Origin of the sequence: Clostridium sp. LS, from assembly GCF_002760435.1 — a bacterium.
Classification (GTDB): domain Bacteria; phylum Bacillota; class Clostridia; order Clostridiales; family Clostridiaceae; genus Clostridium.
Genome location: NZ_AUUU01000073.1, coordinates 14,298 through 39,143 on the forward strand (window position 1 = coordinate 14,298; position 24,846 = coordinate 39,143).

Annotated in this window: 14 protein-coding genes; all 14 read right to left on the minus strand. The window is 29.8% G+C overall.

What is annotated here, in order from left to right; all coding sequences use genetic code 11:
* Positions 1-84: 84 nt before the first annotated feature.
* The 14 genes from COL3_RS16910 to rlmD all read right to left on the minus strand — a co-directional run bounded on the left by COL3_RS16910 (position 85) and on the right by rlmD (position 24,798).
* Entirely contained in the window at positions 85-2,787 is a 2,703-nt protein-coding gene (locus COL3_RS16910) for a cellobiose phosphorylase (protein ID WP_008429367.1), read from the minus strand.
* Positions 2,788-2,828: 41 nt separating this feature from the next.
* Complete coding sequence (locus tag COL3_RS16915; protein ID WP_008429369.1) at positions 2,829-3,866, minus strand: LacI family DNA-binding transcriptional regulator; 1,038 nt, start codon at positions 3,864-3,866, stop codon at positions 2,829-2,831.
* 90 nt (positions 3,867-3,956) lie between these two features.
* Entirely contained in the window at positions 3,957-7,115 is a 3,159-nt protein-coding gene (locus COL3_RS16920) for a hypothetical protein (RefSeq protein WP_008429370.1), read from the minus strand.
* Between the two features lie 140 nt (positions 7,116-7,255).
* On the minus strand, positions 7,256-10,225 hold the full coding sequence (locus COL3_RS16925; protein WP_008429373.1) for an amylo-alpha-1,6-glucosidase: 2,970 nt from the start codon (positions 10,223-10,225) through the stop codon (positions 7,256-7,258).
* Between the two features lie 65 nt (positions 10,226-10,290).
* Complete coding sequence (locus tag COL3_RS16930) at positions 10,291-11,001, minus strand: DUF624 domain-containing protein (RefSeq protein WP_008429375.1); 711 nt, start codon at positions 10,999-11,001, stop codon at positions 10,291-10,293.
* Positions 11,002-11,094: 93 nt separating this feature from the next.
* Positions 11,095-12,912, minus strand: coding sequence for a methyl-accepting chemotaxis protein (locus tag COL3_RS16935; protein WP_008429376.1), 1,818 nt, complete (start codon positions 12,910-12,912; stop codon positions 11,095-11,097).
* A 53-nt stretch (positions 12,913-12,965) separates the two neighbouring features.
* Positions 12,966-13,817 carry a carbohydrate ABC transporter permease gene (locus COL3_RS16940; protein ID WP_008429379.1) on the minus strand — a complete coding sequence of 284 codons (852 nt, stop codon included), beginning with the start codon at positions 13,815-13,817 and terminating at the stop codon, positions 12,966-12,968.
* A gap of 16 nt (positions 13,818-13,833) precedes the next feature.
* Positions 13,834-14,739, minus strand: a complete 906-nt coding sequence (locus COL3_RS16945; protein ID WP_008429381.1) for a sugar ABC transporter permease — start codon at positions 14,737-14,739, stop codon at positions 13,834-13,836.
* Between the two features lie 302 nt (positions 14,740-15,041).
* Entirely contained in the window at positions 15,042-16,394 is a 1,353-nt protein-coding gene (locus tag COL3_RS16950; protein WP_008429382.1) for an ABC transporter substrate-binding protein, read from the minus strand.
* 489 nt (positions 16,395-16,883) lie between these two features.
* Positions 16,884-17,612, minus strand: a complete 729-nt coding sequence (locus COL3_RS16955; protein WP_008429384.1) for a glycoside hydrolase family 16 protein — start codon at positions 17,610-17,612, stop codon at positions 16,884-16,886.
* A 157-nt stretch (positions 17,613-17,769) separates the two neighbouring features.
* Complete coding sequence (locus tag COL3_RS16960; protein ID WP_035284541.1) at positions 17,770-19,371, minus strand: response regulator; 1,602 nt, start codon at positions 19,369-19,371, stop codon at positions 17,770-17,772.
* Positions 19,372-19,392: 21 nt separating this feature from the next.
* The gene (locus COL3_RS16965; protein WP_008429388.1) at positions 19,393-21,273 is read right to left on the minus strand and encodes a histidine kinase; all 1,881 of its coding nucleotides are present in this window, start codon (positions 21,271-21,273) and stop codon (positions 19,393-19,395) included.
* A gap of 21 nt (positions 21,274-21,294) precedes the next feature.
* Complete coding sequence (locus tag COL3_RS16970; protein WP_008429390.1) at positions 21,295-22,929, minus strand: extracellular solute-binding protein; 1,635 nt, start codon at positions 22,927-22,929, stop codon at positions 21,295-21,297.
* A 495-nt stretch (positions 22,930-23,424) separates the two neighbouring features.
* Positions 23,425-24,798 (minus strand): 23S rRNA (uracil(1939)-C(5))-methyltransferase RlmD, encoded by a 1,374-nt coding sequence (gene rlmD / locus COL3_RS16975; protein WP_008429393.1) that lies wholly within the window; start codon positions 24,796-24,798, stop codon positions 23,425-23,427.
* Positions 24,799-24,846 lie beyond the last annotated feature (48 nt).

Genomic DNA, 24,846 nt, shown 5'->3' on the forward strand with positions numbered 1-24,846 from the left:
TTAACCGTTTACACTTTTTTACTTTTACTATTATTTATAGATACTTTTGTATCTATAAATAATAGAATTTTAATTAGTAATATCTTATTTTAGAACAACTTTTATTTTATGTTTAATATTTTCATCAAGTGAAATTATTACATTTCTATCAATAACAGGTTGTCCATCAAATTTATATTCTTCACCATTTATATAAATTTCTTCTACTCTATAGTCACCATATTCCTTATTATTTTTATTTAAATATTCAACTTTTAACTGTCTTTCTGCAAAATTCATTTCGATAGCTACCTTTTTTTCATCATCAAACTGCTTTGCTAATATCTTAGGCTCAAATGCTAAATCACCCATTTTACCTTTTACGCCAAACATTTCAGATAATACTGTTAATATGAGCCAGCTTGCCGATCCAGTTAAATAATGATACATTCCTCTTCCACGTTCACTTATATATTCAGGCACACCTGGATATATTCTGCTGATATCAAAGTTATTGCAATGACTATAAAGTGTATCAATAACCTTAAATCCTTCTTTTGCAAAACCTCTTTGATAAAGTGCATTTGCATACATAATTGCCATATGGCTAAATACTGCTCCATTTTCTTTGTGTCCATATGCAAAGCCAAACATCCTTCCTAAATCGGTTTTTACTTCATTAAAGTTAGTATTTAATCTGTAGCCACCAACAGCTTTATCATAAAGATATTTATCAGCTGCTTTAATAATACTTTCAACCTGTTCTTCTGTTGCAGTATTGCTCATAATAGTAAACACTTGTCCTGTAAGCATCATGCGAGTTCCTGTTTCTCCATCGCCTTCAACTCTTCGAGCATTATTATCATAGTAGCCATTATACCAGCTATAGCCATCCTTATTGCCTATCCACTCATTTTTTTGAATGTGTTCTTTAAGCCATTTTGCCTTTCCTTCAATATTAGAAATTAATGCATCACAATCTATGCTAGCTACATTTCCACTAATATTGTGTTTACATTTATCACAATAATCTTTTAATATATTTTGTTTTTCTTCTACATTATCGTAAACTTCATTATTACCAGTTAAAAGTACCTGTAATTCTTCGGCTAAGTCTATATTTTTTACTCCCTTTACATCTCTGAAGTATTTTAATAGCTCAGCAATATCTGCAAGATTTCCCCCATAAAGTGCGCTAAAGGCAACACTTTCACCTTTTTCCTCTGCCATGTCAAGACCATCATTCCAGTCAGCACCATGTAATTTTAAATTATTATGCTCTCCAACATCATAAAAGGCTGTTAGATGTTGTACTAAAAGATGTTCTAAAATAGTTCCTTTATATTCTTCAGAATTTTCTGTGCGAACTTTATTACCTTGACTTAAGTCCCATAAATTATCTTTTTCTGTACCTCTTACTACTTGAAGATCCTTAAAATAATTTTGCTTTTCTAAAAGGAAATCTATATCTCCTGTTTGTTCAATATATAATTTAGTTGTTAAGAAAGGCCATGCTCCATGATCCATCCAAACACGAACTATATTATTTCTATCTGCTATAAATTCACCTTGCTTTGTTCCTATAATAGTAGCATTTGTCCCATCAATACGAACTCCACCAAAGTTATCTAATAGCATTCCTCTAACATTACTTGGATCCATAGCTAACAGTGCTAAGCAGTCTTGCCATAAATCTCTCCAGCCTCGTCCGCCTTTACCATAATCATGGTGAGGTAAAAATGAGCAGCCATAAATTCTTCTAAGCATTGGTTGGAAATTAACCCAATACATCCAATTATCAAATTGATTATTATTTGTTTCATATGAAATATTAATTTTTTTATCCCAATATGCTTTAGTTTCCTCAAGAACCTTATCGAAACTAGTTTCGTTCAAGTCGTTTACTACAACACTATCAAAATCACATTTTGAATCTCCAAATCCAATTGCCACAATATAAGTCTTAGATGAATTTGCTTCAATTATTACATCTTCAAAGCGTATAGCACCTATTGCTTCATAACCTTCTAATTTTGTATCAGCCTTAATCTTAAATTCTTCGTTTAATAAAACGCTCTTTGGAATCTCAAAAGATCCACCTTCACCAATGTATTCTTCAACTATTGGACAAAAACTTATTGGTTTTTCCCCATTTCCTGTTGCAGCAACAACTCCATAAACTACTGTATTCTTTTTATGTCCTCTTTCATCAAATGTCAATGTTGGATTTACTATAACTCCATATTCAGTAGTTTCTACTCTATTTAAAAGTGAAGTTACATGTCTATGATCTCTGATATTATCTGCTGAGCGACAATATAATGGTATTGCAACAGTTGGTGTTATTTTTTTAGGTTCATTACTTATATTGGTTATTGTAACCTTCATTAATTCTACTTTTTCATCAGTAGCTGGAACAAAGGATATTATTTCACTTTTGATTCCAAACTTCTTTGACTTTCTAGTTATCTTATGGCACATGATTCCGGCTTCTAATTCAGTTTCTTCTTTATCCTCACTAAAAGCTTCTGCTTGTTGAGTTGCTGAAACTCCAGTTGCTGACCAAGCTCCTAATCCATCAACATATACCCAAAAATTTCTTGATGACTTATTATTATGAAGCTCTTCACTACTTACTGGTGCAAGTAAAAATGTGTTTTGCCCCATCTTACAATCTCCATTTAAAGTTGGAGTTATACTAGACATAACTCCAGCCTCATTTGCAAGTGGAAAATACAAATAACTATTATTCTCTGGATTTTTAAGCTTAAACGTTCCTTTATTATCTACAAATTTACAATTTGCCATGCCACGAAAACCACCTTTATAATATTTTATTAAATATATTATTATTTTTTATCTATTTCTACTAAATCTATTTTCTTACAAGAATCTCTTTCAATAAGTTGTACTGGTATAATTTTATTAATTTTGAGTTTAGCTTTTTCATTAATTTGCTTTACTAATAAATCAACTGCAGTTTTCCCAATTTCTTTACGATCTTGTCTTATAGTTGTTAATTTAGGTGTAATATATCTCGCTAACTCTATATCATCATATCCTATTATTGAAATATCATCTGGCACACTTAAACCTTCCTCTTTCAATGCATCAATTGCTCCAATTGCTATCTTATCTGCGGATACAAAGACTGCTGTTGGTATTTCTTTAAGCTTTAGTAAATCTTTCATTGCACTATAACCACCACTAACATCAAAATTTACTCCATCTGCAATATATCCATCAATTATTTCTAAATTAAATTTCTCCATAGCTTTTTCATAGCCTTTTCTTCTTATTATGCTTGGCCAGTTATCTAATTTGTTTGCACCAGTTATATGTGCAATTTTTCTATGTCCTAAATCATATAAATACTTAATAGCCAAATAACAACCTTCTAAGTTATCTGAAGTTACCGTTGATGTATTTTTATTAATCATATCTATTACTACAATAGGGAAATCACTTTCTATAAGCTCTAAAGTTTCTTTATCATATGGGTCCGTACAAATTATAGCGATTCCATCTACACACCTATATTTAAAATATTCTAAAAAAGTATCATTCTTTAATCTATCATTTTTAGAACCAAATAATAATGAGTATCCTTGTTTATCTGCTTGATTTTTAAAAGCTTCTATTACGCCTGAAAAGAAAGAATGATTAAGTCCAACTCCAAGATTTTCAAAATATACAATACCTAATGTCCATGTTTTCTTGGTTGATAAGAACTGAGCTTGTGCATTTGGCAAAAATTTTTCCTCACTCAGAATTTTTTGTATTTTAGCTCTAGTCTTATCACTTACATCAGGATAATTGTTTATTACTTTTGAAACTGTAGTTGGAGAAACTCCTGCTATTTTTGCTATTTCATAAATTGTACCCATTCTGTATATTTTCCCTTCTTCTCTTATATAAGCTTTCCGTTGCCCATTAGATTATCTCTACAATAGTGTAAATAGAATTTGCCTCCTTGCTTATAAAATAGTAGCTTGAATTTCTACTATTTCACCATTTCTAATTTTTTCAGCAAATTCTCCACATACTTCATTTCCTTTAATTTTAGTTATACTATTATCTACATGAACTAAATTAATTTCTTCTATAATCCCTTTTTCTTGTCCAAAAGTATTTTTATTATTTATATTTGTATAAATAAGTTTTATATTACCTAATATTGTAGTGATCAAAGCACTATCTTTAAAGAAATCTTTTGTTAAAATAGGATTTAGCCTAAATTTCAAAATTCCATCTTCATATGCAAATAACTTTTCTCCTACCATCATTAATTTCCAAATATTAAGCATTTCCACAGTTGTACCGCTTAATCTTGCTACAAATCCTCTTCCATGGGTTCTTTCATCTGGATTGCTGCTACTTGCAATAAATGATGAATTTTCTAATATACTTCTTCCATATACTTCTGGATTCATAAATGGTGGCATTGCAGTTTTTATATCCTCAAAGAATTCTTCGTATAATCCATTTTTTATTAATTCTAGAATGTACTTAAATTCCATGTGCATAAACACTGATTCTCTTTCAAGCCAGCCAGCGGTAAAACTTCTTGCTCTTCCTATTTCAAAAGATACATCTTCTAAGGATTCTGAAGTTTTGTACATTTTTAATTTTTTATCATAAACATTACTTTCTTTAACAGCTTTGTATACTTGGTGCTTTTCATCATTTTCTAATTTTGTCTTGAAATATCTAGTAGGTCCTTCTAAAAATGATGGTAAGAAATTAATTTGGAACTCTAACGGTTTTATTTCTTCTTTATCATCTATTTCATATTTAGCTACATCATAATACATAAATGTAGGAATGTTACCTTCATTCATGTTTTTTGCTTTCTCAATTCCTAAATCAATCTTAGAAATCATCTTATTAATTATACTTTCAATAGCTGCTACTTCTAAATTTGAATTATTTCCACTTATTGAATATTGGATTTTTTCCCTATATTCTTCTCTTATAGTTGAAATCTTATCCCAATATTCTAATTGACTTAATTCCTCATTTAAATTTAATGAAAGAATCTTTTCTACTTCATATATAGCTTTATAAAATTCTTCCGGCAATTTTATTGAATCTTCTACAACATCTAAGTTTTCTCTTACAAATAATAATAATCTTTTTAACTCTGCGGTTTCCGAAAAACTTGAACCCAATAGTCCTGGAAGTCCATTCATAGCATCATTCCAACCTGGTTTTCCAGCTTCCATCTCTATTCCAAAGCCCATAGGGTCTAAAGTCATAAATTTAATTCCTGCAAGAATTAATAATTTTGCAAATAAATTTGTTTTATATAAATTACCCTGACTATCAAAAATCCAATTATCACTTATATTCTCCTTTTTTGCTAAAGCAGCATATTGTCTAACTTTTCCATCTTGAATACTATATTTACCCTTTCTAGGTAATACGTATTCTGGAGAATTATAAAATTTATAACTTTCATCCTTGATTAATAATTCTTTTATCTTATCCGGGTAAACGTCTAAGTATTCTTCTATTAAATCGAGGTTGTAAGTCCAGTGGTCACTCCAGAATCCTTCGCCAAAATCTACTTCTACAGCTTCACTACACATTTCTATAATATCATTCATGATTTCATTGATTTTTTTACTTCCAATTTCTTTTATATTTCTTAAAGAAGAATACAATTCCCCTATAGTAAATTTACCGTCTAAAGTTTCTATCAATTTTTTATTTTCATATACATTAACTAAATTGAGTAAATTTTCTTTTTTACTTTCAACTACATAAAATTTCTTTCCTTTAATTACCAATGGATTGTAACCATCAAGCTGAATTAAGTCATTGAATAGTTTTATATTTTCTACTCCTGTAAATGGGTGAATATATGCATCCATTCTTCTATTTTGATTTACATCTCTAAAATTCCCATTTCCTTGAGAATAGAAATTAGGTTCTATACTAAAGAAATTATAGTCTCTTTCTAAATCTCCATGCTTTCTAGAATATACATAATATATCTTTTTATCTACATTACCAAACTCTAGCGGATATCCGCCCCTTAAAACATTATCTATATAGCATTGTTTTACATATTCATCAAATAGTGGATATGTGGTTTTAGTATCCACATGCTTGCTAATAGCATCTATTAGTTCATTACTTTCATTTATTTTCATATGAAAATAATTTTTATTGCATATTTTCTTCAAGGATTTCTTAACATCATCACTATTATTCATATATCCTATATAACTATATATACATGTTGTATTATTTCCTTCTAAGCACATTGCTTTTCCGGTGAACCCACAAGGAACTTTATTATAAGAAGTCTTATTCGTATTGAGTAATACTCCAATAGTATTATTTTTAAATTCTACTGGCTCTTTTAAAGATGTATCATATCCAAATATCTTTTCCGAATCAACTATTGGATTCAATATATCTTCATTTTCATCAAAAGCTACATAAAAATAACTATTTTCTACTGTACCCATTTGAGTTGAGTCTTCAGTAGAAGATCTTAACTTATACATAGCAGTCCCATCTTCTTTAATTTCTCCTTGCATGTAACTTCTTAACGTATTTCCAATTGCTTTATATGTTCCATTATCAGAACCATATGGTAATATAGCAGTTAATCCATCTAATATTTCAATTTTAATTTTCTTATTAGATGTATTTATAACTTCTACTTTTCTTCCTAGTGCTGAAAATTCTTCATTAGGAATTGTAAAATAAGTTATTTCAGTATTTAAGTTTAATTCACTATTTATTTCAATTAATCTTAATTCATTATTTTTTATTTTTATTATTCTTTTTATATTCTCATTTGTAGTCATAGAAAATGGTTCAAAAACAAATTCTTCTTCATTATTGATAACTTTTATGAAAGTTCTAAATCCATTACTAAACACCATTTTATAAGCTTCATTAGCTGGAAAAAACTCCATTATACAATTACTTTTATCCCTTATTCCAATACTGCTTATCCCTTGTCCCCTATTAACGTAAAATGACCACATGGGTATTCCTTCTACACCCGCAATACCCGATAAAAAACTAGCAAATGGAGCTTTTTTATCATAATCTTCTATAACATAAAATCCTAGTTCATCTATATAATCCATCTTAATTTCATTTTTTTTCTTCATAAAAACACCTCTTATCTCTAGGTCATACTGCTATCTTTCTCGGATAAATTTAGTTCTAATAGCTACTGCTAAGGTGATAATTAGCAATATTTAAGTCCTCGAAAAAACTTTTACTTTTCACACCTTAGCACTTCTTATATTTAGAAGATTATCTCTACATTGTGTTCTTTACCATCTTCAAAATTCTTTAGAATATTACCTTCAATTTTTTCGCCATCAACTTTTATAGAATACAAAGAATCTTTCATTCTATAAAAACCCTCAGGTTTTGAAATCGTAATATTATAGCTAGCCTTACCAGTATTAAGAATCAAGTTTAATGATTCTTGTTCTTCTGCAAGTATTGGATTTATCTCTATACCTCTTACTGTATATTCAACACCAAAGGCATCAAATAATGATAGTGTAAGCCAAGTAGAAGTACCGCTAAGTGTAGGCCCTATATTTTCACCTGTATCACTATTGTTATATTGAGTGCAGAATCTTGGGTTACCACATGTTTCATATGGATGTTTCATTGTGTTGTACGGTAAAACTAGGTTCATCATCCAATATGCTGTACTAGTTAGATTTCTTGCTAATTCATCACTTTCAACTATCTTAGCAGCTTTTAGCATAGCGCTAGTAGCCATCATTGTAGCATGCTTAAATATTCCACCATTTTCTCTATCCCCTGGGAAATATTCTCCTGTGGCAGTTCCAGTTGCAACCTTCTCTAAGTCTGTTGGACTAATAAGTTTTAATCCATAAGGAGTTTTTAAATGCTCTTCTATTGATTCAAGCATTATTTTAATTTGTTCTTCAGTTGCAGAATTAGATAAAATTGCCCAACTGAAAGAATTTAAGAAATATGTGCCTTCTTTATTAGGATCTGCTGAAAGCTTATCACCTTTAGCACCAAGATAAGTGAATTCTCCATCTTTGTATCTATTAAATAAAACCCTTGCAAAGAAATCCTCTTTCCAAGCATATTTTTGCAGATTATCATAAAGTTTATTAGAAGCCTTTTCAAGGTTACTGAAATATAATGTATCTTCTTTCTGTTTTCCAATTTCAATCATTTCGTCCATAGCAACCTTTAATAGGAACCCATTCATAACACTTTCAGAATAATCACTTTCAAACGGCTCTCCATCTCTTCCTGTTCTAGCTATCTGTTCCTTATATCTTCTTTCTTTTTCAACACCATTAATAAAATCAGTATCGAGTTTTAGACAATCATTCCAATCCGCAAAATCAAGTAGAGGTATTCCATGTTTTCCTATTGAAATTTCTCCAGAATATCTTAAAATAGCTTTAATTGTATCATATAAGCTTCTTTTCTTTATTGGATTGCTTCCTCCTATACTTAACTCTTCATCCAGGAATGCAATATCGCCAGTAATATTTATATATCTATATACAGCTTGAATTAACCACAAGCCATCATCAGACCATTTTCCAGGTTCTTTACCAACCCAGAAGAAGTTGTGGTAAGCATAACCAAATTCAAATACCTTTTCAGCCCATTCCTTTATCAAATTTTTTGCTAGCTCTTTTTCACCCATTCCTATAAAGTAGTACATAGATGCATAGATGTCTTGAATTTCTCTAAATCCAATTTCTCTATAGCCCTTTTGTGTTTGATCAAAAGAACGTGATACAAAGGTTTGATACAGCACTTGGAAAGGTAGATTTTTATTAACATAAGTATCAAATTGCTTGTCCCCTGAAATAACTTGTAGGTAACTACTGTATTCATTAATAAAGCTCATACTTTTATTAAAAGCATTTTGAATCTCTTTTTCATTGCTATACTTAATAATTAGATTTTGCACCTCAGTTTTAAAGGTATTTTCATCAAAATTATCATTTGTCTTAGTTGAAACTAATCCTGTTAAGTTATCAATAGAAATTTCAGCTAACGGTTGCATTGTAGTCTCACTGCTAACAGCGAAGAAACCTGGTCCTTTTCTATTTAAATTGCTGCTAAGTTTGTATAACCCCTCCGGTCTTTCCAATGAACCACTTCCCACGAATTCACTATAACTTGTACAAAATTCCTTAGGAAGTATTGATCCTTTTTCATTATGGGTAATCATAGTATGAAATCTGTAGTCACCACTTGTATACATTGGGTAATAGTCTGAAGATATAGCCATTACAGAGCCTTCATCGTCAACCAATACCTTTGCCTGCATAATTACATTGCTATATAAAACATCTTCCATCAATGCACTTGGAGCAGCACTTCCAAACATACCGGTATAGACCATTTTAATATTCCTTACTCTATTTGTATTATTCTTTATTTTAATTTGTTGTGCCTCAACAGCTATAGGCATGTTCTCTTCTTGAGGAAGTAAGAAAATTAATCTTTCAATCTCTAATCCACACTTAGTCTTATAAATAATCTTAGTGTGATTTTGAGAATGAATACATTTACCAGCTTCTATATTTTCATCTGTGACATTTGCTGAGTAGAATATTTGTTTCCCATCTTCTACTAAATAGAACTGACGGCTTGCGGGAAAACCATTTTCTTCTTGAAGCATATCCCATCTTGTAGCCAATACTTGAGTAGCAGCATGAGATCTGAAGCTTCCTCTTCCTAGTTTATCCACTACACTCTTTGGGGTAGTCTGTAATGGATGAGAAAATTTAATTCTATTGCCTAACAATAAATTTGTATAAAAATGTGGACCAGGAGCTGGAGCTAATAAGTCTATTTCGTGCTCTCCATCTTCATTGATAATCCCCACACCATAGGTTATCTTTTCTACTATTCTGTTTATCTTATTGCTAACCTCAAGGTCTAAGGTCATTTCAGTAATTAATCCTTTATTACATGTTAATAAAGTAGTATCACCTATATTTTTAGTAAGCCTAATGATTACAAATTCATTGTCTTCTAAAATTCTATCTAGCAGTACAGCTATTTCTCGATTCTTAAACATTTCTAAGGTAACAGGAATTTTAATTGGTAAATTAGCAACACCCACTACCTTCTTATATGTGCTATCATAGAATATACCATCTATAATAGCTTGCTTTTCAATCCTTTCATTAAATATTTCTCTTAAGATCTGCTCTGCAGACTGTTCAACTTTTCTAGCTACAACTTCTCTCATTATTTGCCTCCCAAATATATATTAATTTTTATTCTTTTATTTTCATTATTTAAATATGTCTATTTTTATTGAACTTCAGCGTCCTTATTATTGTATTTTTTTTCAATATCTAGGAGCATACTTTTTTCCATAAGCATTATTAAATAACATATAGTACTTACAAAAAATAATGGAAGTATCACTATAAGTTTAATTTTAATGAATATATTCCATATTATAAAAGCTGCTGCAATCGATATTATACATACATAAATTTTCTTAGCTAGGTACATTAATGATAATGCAAAAATCTCTTTTTTCTTCAAATAAAACCTTGATATTATAGGAAATATATGAAACCACATAGCTATACATATAGAAATTATACTCATAGGTATAATTTTCACTAGAGTCAAACTCAAATTATTATTAAAGTATAATAATTCAATCCAAGCTAAAGTTAAAATAATTATCCCTAATGTCCAAAAAAATACTGAATCAAGAAAATTTACCTTATAAGCTTTAAAAAAGTCTTTTGTAACATCAATATCGCCCTCTCTCGTGAGCTTACCCATTAAACTCAACAATGCCGTTAGTGCAGGTCCAATAGGTATTGATGACAACATTAAAATAATAATCATATACACATCAATAGTCCCATAATTGGTCAGTCCTAATACTACAAATATAAAAGGAATATTTAAAATCCAAAAATAAAAGTTTGCTAATAAAAACCACCATACATAATTAAAAAATTTAACAATAACACCATCATTGAATTCTCTTTTTTTACTCATAATTTTTTCCTATCTCTTTCACAACTATATTTCTATTTTCTACAACTATTTTCATAATATAAAATTACTTTCTAAAAAATATATACATTCACTTTATCTTATATCTTCTTTTAATTTGAAATTATTAACTTGTTTTATAAGATTATTAGAATTATCTTCAAGTAATCGTGCAGTATTAGCTAAACTTTCAGTTGATTCTGTAACTTCTTGCGTTGATGCAGCTATTTCTTCTGAAGAAGCTGAGTTCTCTTCTGATATGCTAGCTGTAGAATGTATTGTTTCAACAATCTTATCTTTCTTATCATTAATTTCCTCAACTGTATTATTTATTTCTTCCATTTGTGGAAGAATAGTGTTAATAGCTTCAATAATTTCCTTAAAATCATGAACTGAATTTTCAATAACATTTATTTGCTGTTTCAAATCTTCATTAACTTCATTGGTAGTACTTACTACAGTATCTGTTTCCTTAGAAATATCTTGAATTAGTCTATTGATATCATCAGATGAGCTTTTTGATTGCTCTGCTAATTTTTTTATTTCATTAGCCACAACTGCAAATCCTTTTCCAGCTTCACCTGCTCTAGCAGCTTCAATAGATGCATTTAAGGACAATAAATTAGTTTGTTCTGCAATGCTCTTTATAACATGTGTTATTTTATTAATTTTTGAAATTTTTATACCTAGACCTTGAATTTTTCCACTAGCATTATCAAATGAGTTACTAATTGTATTTATTGCTTCAATAAGATGAGATAATTGAATATTACTGCTTTGTGCCTTATTATTAACAGATTGGGTATTTTCCTCAACGTCTTTAATGGATATAACAATACTTCCAATTTCATCTCCTAATTTAGAAAAAGTATCATTTATTGCCATTAATTCATTTGATTGAACCGAGGCCCCGTCAGCAATTCCATGTATGGCGACATCAACTTCATGCATTGTACAATCCATTTCTTTTGATATAGCTGCTAATGATTTAGACTTTTCCAAAGTTAATATGCTTCCGTCTTTAATTACTTTTAAAATTTTAGAAATTGATCTTACTGTAGATGCTAATTCCTTTTTCATTATTCCTATTTCAGACTTTTCATCTGTTTCAATATGAACGGCAAAATCTCCCTTAGCTAAAGTATTTAAAATACTATTAAATGAACGGATAGATTTCTTTAATGATTTAATAACCACAGTTGCAATTAAGAATATCAATATAATTGAAATAATAAACAATACAACCAAAATAATGCTTCCATTTACATAAGCCTCTTTAGTTTGATTAAACAATTTCTCTGCATCAGCTTTATTTTTAGTAACAGCTGCAGAAATTGCACTTGAAAAATTAGACTCATCTCCTTGAAAATTAAGCTTATGCTTATCCTTTGAGTCCTTATTAAGAGGGTCAGTATTTTTAAGCTGAGCTATAGTGTCACAGCGATTTTTTAAAATAAGAAATTGTTCATCTGTAATCTTATTCATTTGATTATTATCATCTGAAAATTCTAGTGATTTAAATTGATTTAATTCCTCATAAATACTATCCATTTCCTTGTTAATGTTATTCCTATATTGGTCTTGTGGATATTCTATGTGAAGCGAAACATTTTCCCTCAATACATTTAAGTGTACATTAATAGAGCTAAATATAATTTCTCTTTGAAGACAGCTTGTATACATTAACTTAAGATTGCTATAAGTCCTATTAATAGTAACAAAGGATGATATTCCAATAACCAAAGTAGTTAAAAGGGAAATAGCCATTATAACTGTAAAACTTCTAATTATAGTTATATTTTTAGTTGATAATATTGAAAAAAACTTTTTCAATACTCTACTCTTTAAATATTGTTTTTTTAAATCTTCAGTATTTTTCCTCAATATATTTTGTCTTTTGTCTTTTCTCTTCATTCTCATATCACCTCTAAGTTATTAATACTAAAACCCCATTAAAATATTTCCCTTTAACCTTTTACTCCTCCGATTGTCAATCCACCAATTATCTTCTTTGACAAGAATGCAAATGCTATCATTATTGGAACAACAGAAATTGCAATACATGTATATATTGCACCAAATTCAGTCTTGTAAACACCTTTTGCAACAACCTGCATAATTGGAAGTGTATATTTATCCATATCAGATATTAGAATAAGAGGTGTTAAGTAGTTATTCCATGTTCCTATAAATGTAAATATAGACATAGTTGCAATAGAAGGCATAATAAGAGGCAATCCTATTTTGTTAAATATTGCAAATTCGCTAGAACCATCTATTCTGGCTGCTTCAATTAACGATTCATGAACCGCACCATCTGTATAACCTTTAATAAAGAAAACAGAACTTGCATTAGCTATTGACGGAATAATTAAAGGAATATAGCTGTTAAGCAAATGCATTTTGCTTATTAATTGATAAAATCCTATGAATCCTAACTGCATAGGAATCATCATTGAACCTAATACAATTGCGTAAAGCATTTTATTACCCTTAAATTTATATCTTGAAAATCCATATGCAGTTAGAGCACTAAAATATCCACTTACTACTGTAACAGCAACTGCAATGAATAAACTGTTTCCAAATCCTTTCCATATAGGAACACTTTCTATTAACCTATGGTAATTATCTAATAATGCTGTTCCTGGTAAAATCCACAATTTTGATGCTATTTCCCCATTGGTATGAGTACAATCTATTAACATTATATAAAAGGGTACTAAACATATTAGAGTAAGTATAATTAATAAGATGTACCAAGCCACTGATTTACTATTTGTCTTCATACTATTAGTTCTTTTAACTTTTTCTTCCATGTAATATCACCCACCCCTAATCATTCTCAACATTTCTATTAATAAACTTGAAAGTTATTATAGAAAATATGAGTATCAATATAAATAAACCATATCCAATAGCAGAACCATATCCATAGTTTGAATTTTGGAAAGCAGTGTTATATAGATACATAACTACAGTCAATGTCTTATTATTAGGATTTCCTTGTCCACCAGTCATAACATAAGGAATATCAAATGTCTGCATACCACCGATAAGTGATGTTATAGCAGCATATAATACAGTTGGTTTTAACATTGGAATTGTTATGCTCTTGAAACTCTGCCAAGGAGTTGCTCCATCTATGCTTGCAGACTCATATAATTCTGCTGGTATATTATTCAAACCAGCTCCAAAAATTATCGTACTATATCCAAACCACATCCACCATGATATAAGTGACATTATTCCTCTAGAAAAATATTCACTCAAAAACCAGTTAAAAGGTTTGTTAATCACATGCAAATCTAAAAGAATCTTGTTAATTGCACCAGTTTGCCAGTCAAATAAGAATACAAATAACACTGCTACTGCTGCTGGCGTAATAAGGTTAGGAAGATACATAGCTGCTCTAAAAAATTCTTTTCCCTTAATTTTTTTTGCACTATTAAACATTACTGCAAGTAAAAGCGCAAAAACCATCTGTGGAATTACAGCGCAAATCCACATTATGAATGTATTTGCTATAGCCTGATAAAATAAAGCATCATGTATAAGAGTAACATAGTTCTTAATTCCTACAAATGCCGGATTTAGTGACATTCCATCCCACTTTTCAAGACTTATAATTAAAGTATATATAACAGGGTATAATGAAAATAATAAGAATACAACAAAATATGGAATAACAAAGTATATTCCATATTTCCCTTTATCTACTTTGTTTTTTTTCTTTGGCATCAAACCGCCTCCTAATTTAAATTCCTTATTAGGCACATGAAAGAAAATAATTGACCAAAGATGCGACGCATATTTTGCGTCAGACAAGGAAGTAAATTCTGCTCATAGCGGGCCTATTAGTAGAATTTACTGATAAGCAGAGAACCAAAATCTATGATTTTGTGTGAATCGCTTACTCAGCGAGCGTATGCGAGTCGAGCTTCCTCTATGACGTGAAATAGGCTAGCATACTGGTCCATTATTTTCTTGATTGTGCCTTAGCTGTTTAAAATATAATAAACAGCTAATAAGTTCTTATAAGGTTATTCTACAGTTATATCTGGGAATGCAGCCTTAATATCTGCTTTAAATTGTTGTAAAAATTCTTCTTTTGTTTTTTCTCCAGTTACATATAAGTCTAAATCAGCTTGAAATTTACTATTGATAGTTTCATCGTACTTAGTAACTAACTTACCAGTGATAGATGGAACTATCTCACTATATGTCTTAGCTAAATTTTGTCCACCAGCAAAAGCATTTTTTCCATCATCAGTAGTTGCAAATTGCTTACTTACGTCTGTCATAGATGAGAAATCACCATTTGTTTTCATATCCCATGTTTGGAATTCTTTAGAATTAAAGAATTTAACAAATTGCCATGCAAGTTCCTTCTTTTCACTCTTAGCGTAGATACCTAACCAAGTACCACCATTGTAGTAAGCTGCTGGTGCTTTAGCAACTCCCCAATCTCCCTTTGTGTCTTTAGCATTAGTAGCTATTACATATGGTAATCCCCAAGTTGGAAGTGCATAAGCTAATACGTTTGTCCCATCTACTGCACCAGCCATTGATGCTGACCATGGTGCTGACCATGTATTAAACTTAGCGTCTATACCTGCATCTCTGATTTTCTTTGCATTATCAGCATATTCCATCATCTTATCATCGATTACTAGTTTATTGTCTTCTACCCAGCCATGTGATCTACTACCAGTTGCAATAACAAATCCTTCGGAATAGTTTGGAAGTAACTTAACTGTACCACCACTTTTTTCGTTTAATTCTTTACCAGTTGCAATTAATGAATCCCATGTACTAAATTTCTTAGAAATTTCGTCTGGATCATCTGTTCCAAGATATTGTTTAGCTACACTTCTCTTGTAGAACAATCCACCTGGAGTTGCTTGCCAAGAAAGTGCTCTAATGCTCTTATCTTGAGCATTTCTTCCAAGATCCACAACATATGGAGCCTCAGTTTTTGCAATTTCTTCTGCATTATATGGAGCTTGTGAAAGATTGTCATAGTAATCAGTATTAACATATTTATTTACATTTGCGACTTCTGAAGTGAAAACATCAGGTACACCTGATCCTGAAGCTAATACTGATGAAAGTTTTGTTGAGTATGCATTGTTATCAGTTGGTATAACTGTCAACTTAACCTCAATGTTTGGATATACTTCATTAAATTTTTCGATAAAGTGTGATGATTGAAATTCATCTGTAAAGGACCACATATTGATTGTTCCTTTGTACTCCTTTGGATCCTTCTCTGTAAAAGTGGTTGGTTTTGATCCATTTGCACTTTGTGAGCTGCCACAACCTGTGAAAACAGATCCCACTATTGCAACTGACATTGCAAATATTAATACTTTTTTTAAATAATTTTTTTTCATATTATAATTTCCCCCTTATGATTAATTTCTACTAAATGTATAGCCTAACAAGGTTAGGTTAGTTTTTAAAATTTTTTAAAAACTCATTTTCAGAAACCCATTTCGATAATTTATAAAAAAATATTTACTAATATTTTTCCTTATCGAATATTTCAAAACCAGTTTCGAAAATTAATAAATTAAATTTCCATTTACTTATATATTCCCTCCTCAACTCTTAGTACATCTTTATGATACATTAAAATAACGTTTACCAGAACGGTATAAAATTACGATAAAGTATCAAAAAATTACTAATTTAAACATTTACACAAAAAATGAAATATGTAAATCTCAGAAATAATTTTCCAAAGTTCTCCTATCATAAAACATTCTAGCCAACCAAAAAAAGAGACTCTTTACAGAATCCCTTATATCTATATACTACATATTTTTGTTTTCTAGTCTATTCACTTAAATCTGATTTACATAATCCAACATCTATACTTATTAAGTTGGATCGTAAGCTACCCAGTCGTAATTTGCATAAAGTGGAGTTTTACCATCATAAGCATTTAGCCATGAATCTACACCTGTTCCAGGCCATAAATTCATCATAATTTTACCTGGGTGTGATGGAATATTACTAGTTGCCCTGTAAACTTCCTTTCCATCTACTAACCATGCAATATAAGTTGGTTGCCAATTAAAAGCATAAGTATGGTAACTTGTTGAAGCATCAAATCCTAAATTATAAATGTACTCATGATTACCTACACCATTTGTATAATAATTGAATTGTACCTTTGTAGTATCTTTACCTAAAAACTCTATATCAATTTCATCCCAAGGATTACTTTGATAAGTGAAGAAGGAAGAAACTATACCAGGATTTTTTGCTGGTTTCATATTTACTTGATAAAGTCCATAATTGTAAGTATCATTTGAGCGATATTCTCCACCTGCATATGGCTTAGTACCTCCTTGAGTATCTTTATTAAGAGTAAGAGTCATAAGTCCATTGCTAAAATTAACGTTACTAGCTCTCCACGTGCAGTTAAACATGCCACCATTTGTCCATCCGTCTGATTTTGACCAAACTGATGTATTGTAAGAGCTAAAACTCTCACCCATGTGTGTTGTAGTTAATGCAGAAGCTTGCATTGGTATTAATGCTCCTACTAAAAAAGTTCCTAATAACATTCCTAATGTTGCATTTTTTAATTTTCTTTTATTCATATATATGCCTCCTAAATTCTTATTACTTCTTTATGATATATTAAAAGAGAACTTACTAGAATCATATAATATTACAATAATATATCAAAAAATTACTTAATTTAAACATTTACATAAAAACAAAAAGAGACTCTTTATATAGAATCTCTTTTTGCTTTTATATGCTATTTTTTTTATACTCAGCCGGAGTATAACCAGTATGTTTTTTAAAAAGCTTACTAAAGTATGAAGTCTCCTTATACCCTAACAAATCACTAACCTCATAAACTTTATAATCATGCTTCTTTAATAATATTCTTGCTCTTTCCATCTTTGCTTTTGTTGCATACTCCAAAAAATTTTCCCCAGTTTGCTGCTTAAATATTGAACATAAATAGTTCTTACTTATATTCAAGTTATTAGCTATAGACGTTAATGTGATATCTTCATCTATATGATTAAGTACATATTCACAAGCTTTTTGAACTATATTATCGCTTTGGTTTAAGTTGTATTCCTTTATAATATCTATAAGTTTCGCTATGTTATCCATCAGTTGTTTCTCGATATTGTCAAGAGTTTCAACTCCTACAAAACCAATCTTAATTATTTGACTTAAATCATATATATCTTTTAAAAAACTATATTTTTTAAGCACATTATTATAAATATTATATATCACTTGTGTAAATGCAATGTTAATACTAAAAATATCGAAATTCAATATATCCGCTATTTCTTTTATTAGATCTTGAAGCATACTTAACGAATCATCTTTTCCAATAAGTATTGAATTTATTAGTGCTTTTTCTTTCTCAATTGGATAAACAAAATTCTTCTGACTAAGCTCTGTCAACTCATTTACGTGAATTAGCTTATTTGTGCCTAACACATATTTATATTTTAGTGCTTCTTTAGCATTTAAATAACTTTTGTAAATACTATATACTTGATTATAGGCATTTCCAACCCCTATATTTAATTTTGTTTGAAAGTCTCCGCTGCTAATTTCAAGTATTCTTTTTAGCACTATAATAAAACTTTGATTTAAATCTAATATTTCTGCATCATTATCAGCTTGTACAATAATAATTTTTCTTCCAAACTCTCCATCTAATACAGAGAAATATTCTATATCACTATTTTTTAATTCCTTTTCTATTAACTCATTAACATTATTATTCAAGTAGTTACATTCATCATTTTCTGTTAAATCCTCACTACTAATAACAATTTCATTAATTTCAATAATTGCCACCTGTACTTTGCCTTTAATAAGAGGAAGATTATACTGTGAAATATACTCCTCCATCATCATCAGATTTTTCCCTCTTAATAAATCATATAGTATCTTCTCTCCAGAGATAATTTTATTTACATTATATTCATGATCTTTTTTTTCTTTCGCTGTTAATTTATCATAAGCATTAATTAATATGTTTTTCAGCTTTTGAGAATCCAGTGGCTTTAATATATAATCAAAGGCGCCCAGTCTTATACCCTCCTGCGCATATGAAAATTCATCATACCCACTTAATAATAACACTAAAGTATCTAATTCCTTTTTCCTAATTTCCCTTAATAGCTCAATTCCAGTCATTCTGTGCATCTTAATATCTGATACAATAAAATCTATATTATGCTTTTTAAGTAATTCTAGCGCTTCTTCTCCATTACGTGCTTCACAAATTATATTAAAACCATATTCTTCCCAGCTGATTATTTTTTTTAATCCTCTTCTAATAATTGGTTCATCATCTACTATCATTACTGAATACAAATTTATCACCCCATAAAACCTTTATTTAATTTCAAGTTTCTTGTTAGTGTTGCTAATTAACGCTTCATTTGCCACATTAGGCAACTTAAGTATTATTTGAGTATAACATCCATCTTTAGCTTCAATCATAACACCATATTGTTTTCCGTAAAAAAGCTTTATTCTGTCACTAACGTTTTTAAGTCCAAGTCCATATCTTTTGTCTACCTTTCCATTTATATGGCTCTGCAGTTCCTGTACTTTGTTTATATCCATTCCTCTTCCATCATCCTTCACATTTAGATATAAATATGATTCATCTGTTTCAACAGATATAGAAATGCTTCCATTTTCACTCATTAATTTTTCTGAAAGACCATGCTTCACTGCATTTTCTACTAAAGGTTGAATAGTTAATTTTAATATTTCTCTATCAAAAAATTCAACATCAATATCAATCTTTAAAATTATTTCAAAGTCATATCTAAGAGTCATTAATGATATATAATTCTTAATATGGCTTATTTCTTCACTTAGTGGCACAAACTCATTGTTCCATTTCATGTTATACCTCATCATATCACCTAAGGCTGCCAAACAATCCGATACCATATAATTCTCTTCAACTAGTGCCATCATCCTAATATTTTCAAGAGTATTATATAAAAAGTGTGAATCTATTTGAGTTTTTAATGCTTTCAACTCTGCTTCCTTGGTTATTATTTCTTTATTTATGCTATCCTTAATCAGTGTATCTATAGTTTTCATCATCTGCCTAAAGTTATGAGCAAGTACTCCTACTTCATCATTACCATATACTTCTATACTCGGCATTAAATCTCCAGTTCTCACTTGCTTAACTGCAGAAATTATCTTATATAATCTTTTGAGAATAGTTTTAGTTGCATAATATACAACTACAGATAAAAGCAGCAGTAAACAAACAGAGCCCCAAATAACCACGTGTCTAGAGTTTTTGATTTCTTGCGAAATATTGTTTAATGGTATAACATTTACCAAATAATTGTTCGGAATCGGTGATTCTTTGTATAATATGATATAGCCCTCATTCCCTTGATTATAATCCACTTCTCCTTTTTCATATTCTAACTTATCTTTAATAAATTCCTGAAACTTTTTTTTATCAAAGTTAAAACTTCTAAGTAGTGCACTACTTTCATCTGTTTCTATATCCATATTTTCCTTATTTACTAACAATATTTGTCCACTTTTCAACTCATCATCTTCATACATTTTAGGAAAGAAATCTTTAGATCTCATAGTAACTCTACTGATCCCTAAATATTTATCACTCGGATAATTAATTTTCTTATTAAGTGAGACTACTACATCTTTTGATTCATCATTTAAGGTTGACTTAACTGCTATATCATTATCATAATGATTAACGTTCCAATATTCCGCACCATTTTTTTCAATAATTTTTTTATACCAGCCATTATCGATGATTCTATCTATTTTATAAAACGTAGGCCAAATTTCGTTAACTTCTGAATTGCTAGTAAATATGTTTATTTGTTTAATTGTTGGATTATTATTTTGCAAATTAATTAACTGTTTATATGTTGTTTCTCTAAAATCAATTAGTTCTTTTGCTTCTTGATTATTATCGCCTTGTAAATATCCCATTACTTTATTATCGGATTCTATAGAGTTAATTATATTTCGCATTATGTACACATTCTTTTCAACGCTATCATATTCAGTACTAAGATCATAATTAGCTCTACTTATTGCATCATGCTTCGCATTATCTGAAAGTGAATGAAATATATATAAAGAAAATATTAGTATTGGAATACCGATAATGAATATATACGTAGTAATTAATTTCTTTATTAAACTTTCATTAGTTAGTACTTGCTTAATTTTTCCCCACAAAATCACAATATTATTTCTCATTTAAGCAGCTCCTATTTCCATTCATTTAACTACATTTAGCTTTTTCTTATTTTCTTCATATTTTCGCTGAACATATCTTTGTATATTATCCCAACCCTGTTCTTTTCTATATGTAGTAAATTCATTTAATATTCTATTAAATTCATCCTCATTCTTAGCTATAAGCAAATTTTTCAAAGTGCTTCCCCATCTGATATTTATTCTAGAGAACGCTACTCCTTCCTCACTATCTCCATATGGATATATGTTATCAAATAAAGAATAATTATATGTCTTTCCCTTTGCCCAATCACTTATCATCCTTATCGCTTCTTCACTGGCCGGTGTCCATTTCTGTACCAAATCCCCGTCTTCCAACATCCAATAAGTGCTTGCCGCACCATATTTGTTATCAAAAGCTATTCTATCCTTATTCAGCAAATCTACAACTTCAGGTTTAAACTGTTCTTTTCCATTAATTTCATCCCAAGTAAAACCTTTTATTCCTAAATATAAATCCTTATTGCCCTCTTCACTAATTAAATAACTTAAAAACCTAATAGCTCTCTTTGGGTCTTTGCATGTTTTTGAAATCAGAGTAACTGTCCATCCTGAAATACTGTCTCCTGCAAGTTTAGGTGGGTCACCTTTAGAGTTTGAAGGCCCATCAATTGCCATATATATTTTATTTTTATCCTTAGAATATAACTCTAGTTGCTGAGCAGACATATCAGAGCTTTGATAAAGCATTGCAAAATATCTTCCTTCTGTAATATTTTCTTCTATCTGAGCTCTTTTATCTATAAATATTTCCTTTGAAAGCAGTCCTTTCTCATTAGCTGTTCGTAATGTTTTTAACCATCTTATGTAGTCTTTATCTGCAATTTTATCATATACTTTACCGTTTTCTTCTCGTGGAACTGCTAAAAAATTTGGTAAAATGCTATCTAATGAAAGATTTCCGTCGTCATTAAACTCATGAAATCCTAAAGGTATCAATTCTTGACCATCAACCATCGGAAATTGTTTTTTTGCTCTTTCAAGTGCATTCAAAAATCCCTCTGGTGTACTCATATCTGGTTTTCCTAAAGCTTCATAAATATCTTTCCTTACTAAAAATGTTTGATTAGATGGTTTTTCTTCTTTATAACTATTAAAATCAGTCACCGGACTGGAAAAATTCGGATAACAATAAATATGTCCATCACTTTGCCTATACCAGTCCAATTTTTGTTTATCTGCTACTTTAATAAAGTATGCATCGTATTGTTCTGATAATTTATCAAGAGGTAGTGCTAAACCGTTTTCTATAACTCTTTTATATCCATCATCTTGTGAACTTAGTGTAATAAAATCCGGCAATTTACCTGTTTCAATCATAGAATTTAGTTTCTCTGCCTCATCACCGCTTGGAGTTATTAAATTTAAACTAACACCAGTCTTATCAGTAACATATTTTGAAACAGGATTAGTGCCCCACTTAGTTTGAAACCATGAAAAATCAATGTACCAATCAAATGTTATTGGTGTTGTATCTGCTTTCCACCCTTCTTCATCATAGTTATTATTAACTGTATTATCTATTTTCTTATCGAATAGGGCATATACTGTAAAAAATACAGAAAGTACAGTTAAAATCATAATCCCTCTATAAACCTTTACATTTGGGCTTTTCATAAATAATCCCCCATTATAATAGTAAGGTGCTGTCAAAGTTTTTTATCTCTCTAAGACAGCAACTCTTTGATTTTTCTAATTCTTTTATATAAATAACTTGCCACCCCCAAAAAGTTGAGATATTTTATTGTTACAACTTTAAAGTTATAAACTAAAAAAAAGTTTTATCATTATTAATTTGGATATGTTTGCAATCATTATAACACTTATAGTAATAACATAACAATAATTACAATATAATATTTCATGTTTTACATCAAAACATTTTCAACCCAATTTAAAGAAAATAATTATAAACAAAAGAACTATGAAGTATAATTAAAAACTAATTTACTTCATAGTTCTTTTTTTCACACATTTATTTTCATTATTATATATCTACTTTCATTATATCAAATTTCCACTCTAACTTTCTCAACAAATAGTTTCTTTAGTTCTAAAATCATCATTATTTATGTTAAATATAAAAGCTTACACAGTGAATAAAGTAGATCCTTATAATGAGTTCTTGCGATGCATTACTACTACACATTCAACATGTTTTGTATTTGGAAACATGTCTACTGGCTGAACCTCTAATGTTTTGTATTCCATTTCTTCTAAATGCTTCAAATCCCTTGCTAAAGTTCCAGGATCACAAGAAACATATACTATTCTTTCTGGCTTTGCTCTCCCTATAGCCTCCAGTAGCCTAACATCGCAGCCTTTTCTTGGTGGATCTACAACTATTACATCTGGCTTAATTCCTTCCTTTATCAACCGTGGAATTACTTCCTCGGATTTACCTACATAAAATTTAGAGTTATTTATTGTATTAGCTCTAGCATTATTCACAGCATCTTCGATTGCTTGGTCTACAATTTCTACTCCATAAACCTTTTTTGCTTTTTGAGATAGAAATAATGTTATTGTACCAGTACCGCAATAAGCATCAAATACAATTTCATCTCCATTTAGATCAGCATACTCCAGTGCTTTTCCATAAAGAATTTCTGTTTGAATTGGATTCACTTGAAAGAAAGATAAGGGTGATATATTAAACTTATATTGCCCAATATAATCGGAAATATAGTCTTGGCCCCATAAAGTAATATTCTTATCTCCAAGAACTACGTTTGTGTCTTTATTATTAATATTTTGGATCAAACTCTTTAAATTTATAATTTCATTCTTTAACTTACTTATCAGTTCCTCCTTATAAGGAATCTCCTTATCTGTAGTAACTAATACTACCATAACTTCATTAGTCTTAAAACCTTTTCTAATCATTATGTTTCTAATTAAACCTTGCTCAAAAAATACTCCGTCCTTTTTAGCTGAAGCTATTGCATTTTTCATCATCCAAGACCTTATTATTTCTATAATTCTATCGCTTGCTTTATCTTGGATCTGACAACTATTCACATTAACTATCTCATGGGTTTTTTCACTAAAAAATCCTATAGAAAGTTCATTTTCTTTTGACCCCACTGAAAATATTGCTTTATTCCTATATCTATACGGATTTTTCATTCCTATTGGATATTTAACAATTTTTCCGTCCAGTCCAGCAATTCTTTCTATACAGTCTTTTACTCTATTATATTTAAAGTCTAACTGTCCTTCATAACTTAAATGCATTAAAGTACAGCCACCACATTTTTCATAATCAATACATTCAGGTGACTTTCTTTCATTGGATTTTTCTAATACTTCTAGAAGTCTTCCATGAGCATAGTTTTTCTTACTTTTAGTTATCTCAACCTTTACAGTTTCACCTTTTAACGCTCCAGGTATAAAAATAGGATATCTATTTATTTTTGCGACACCTTCTCCTTCATAACCGAGAGAATCAATTTTTACAATATATTCTTTATTATTTTCTATCACATAAACACGTCCTTAATTATATTTTACAAAAAAAGAGCACCTTTCGGT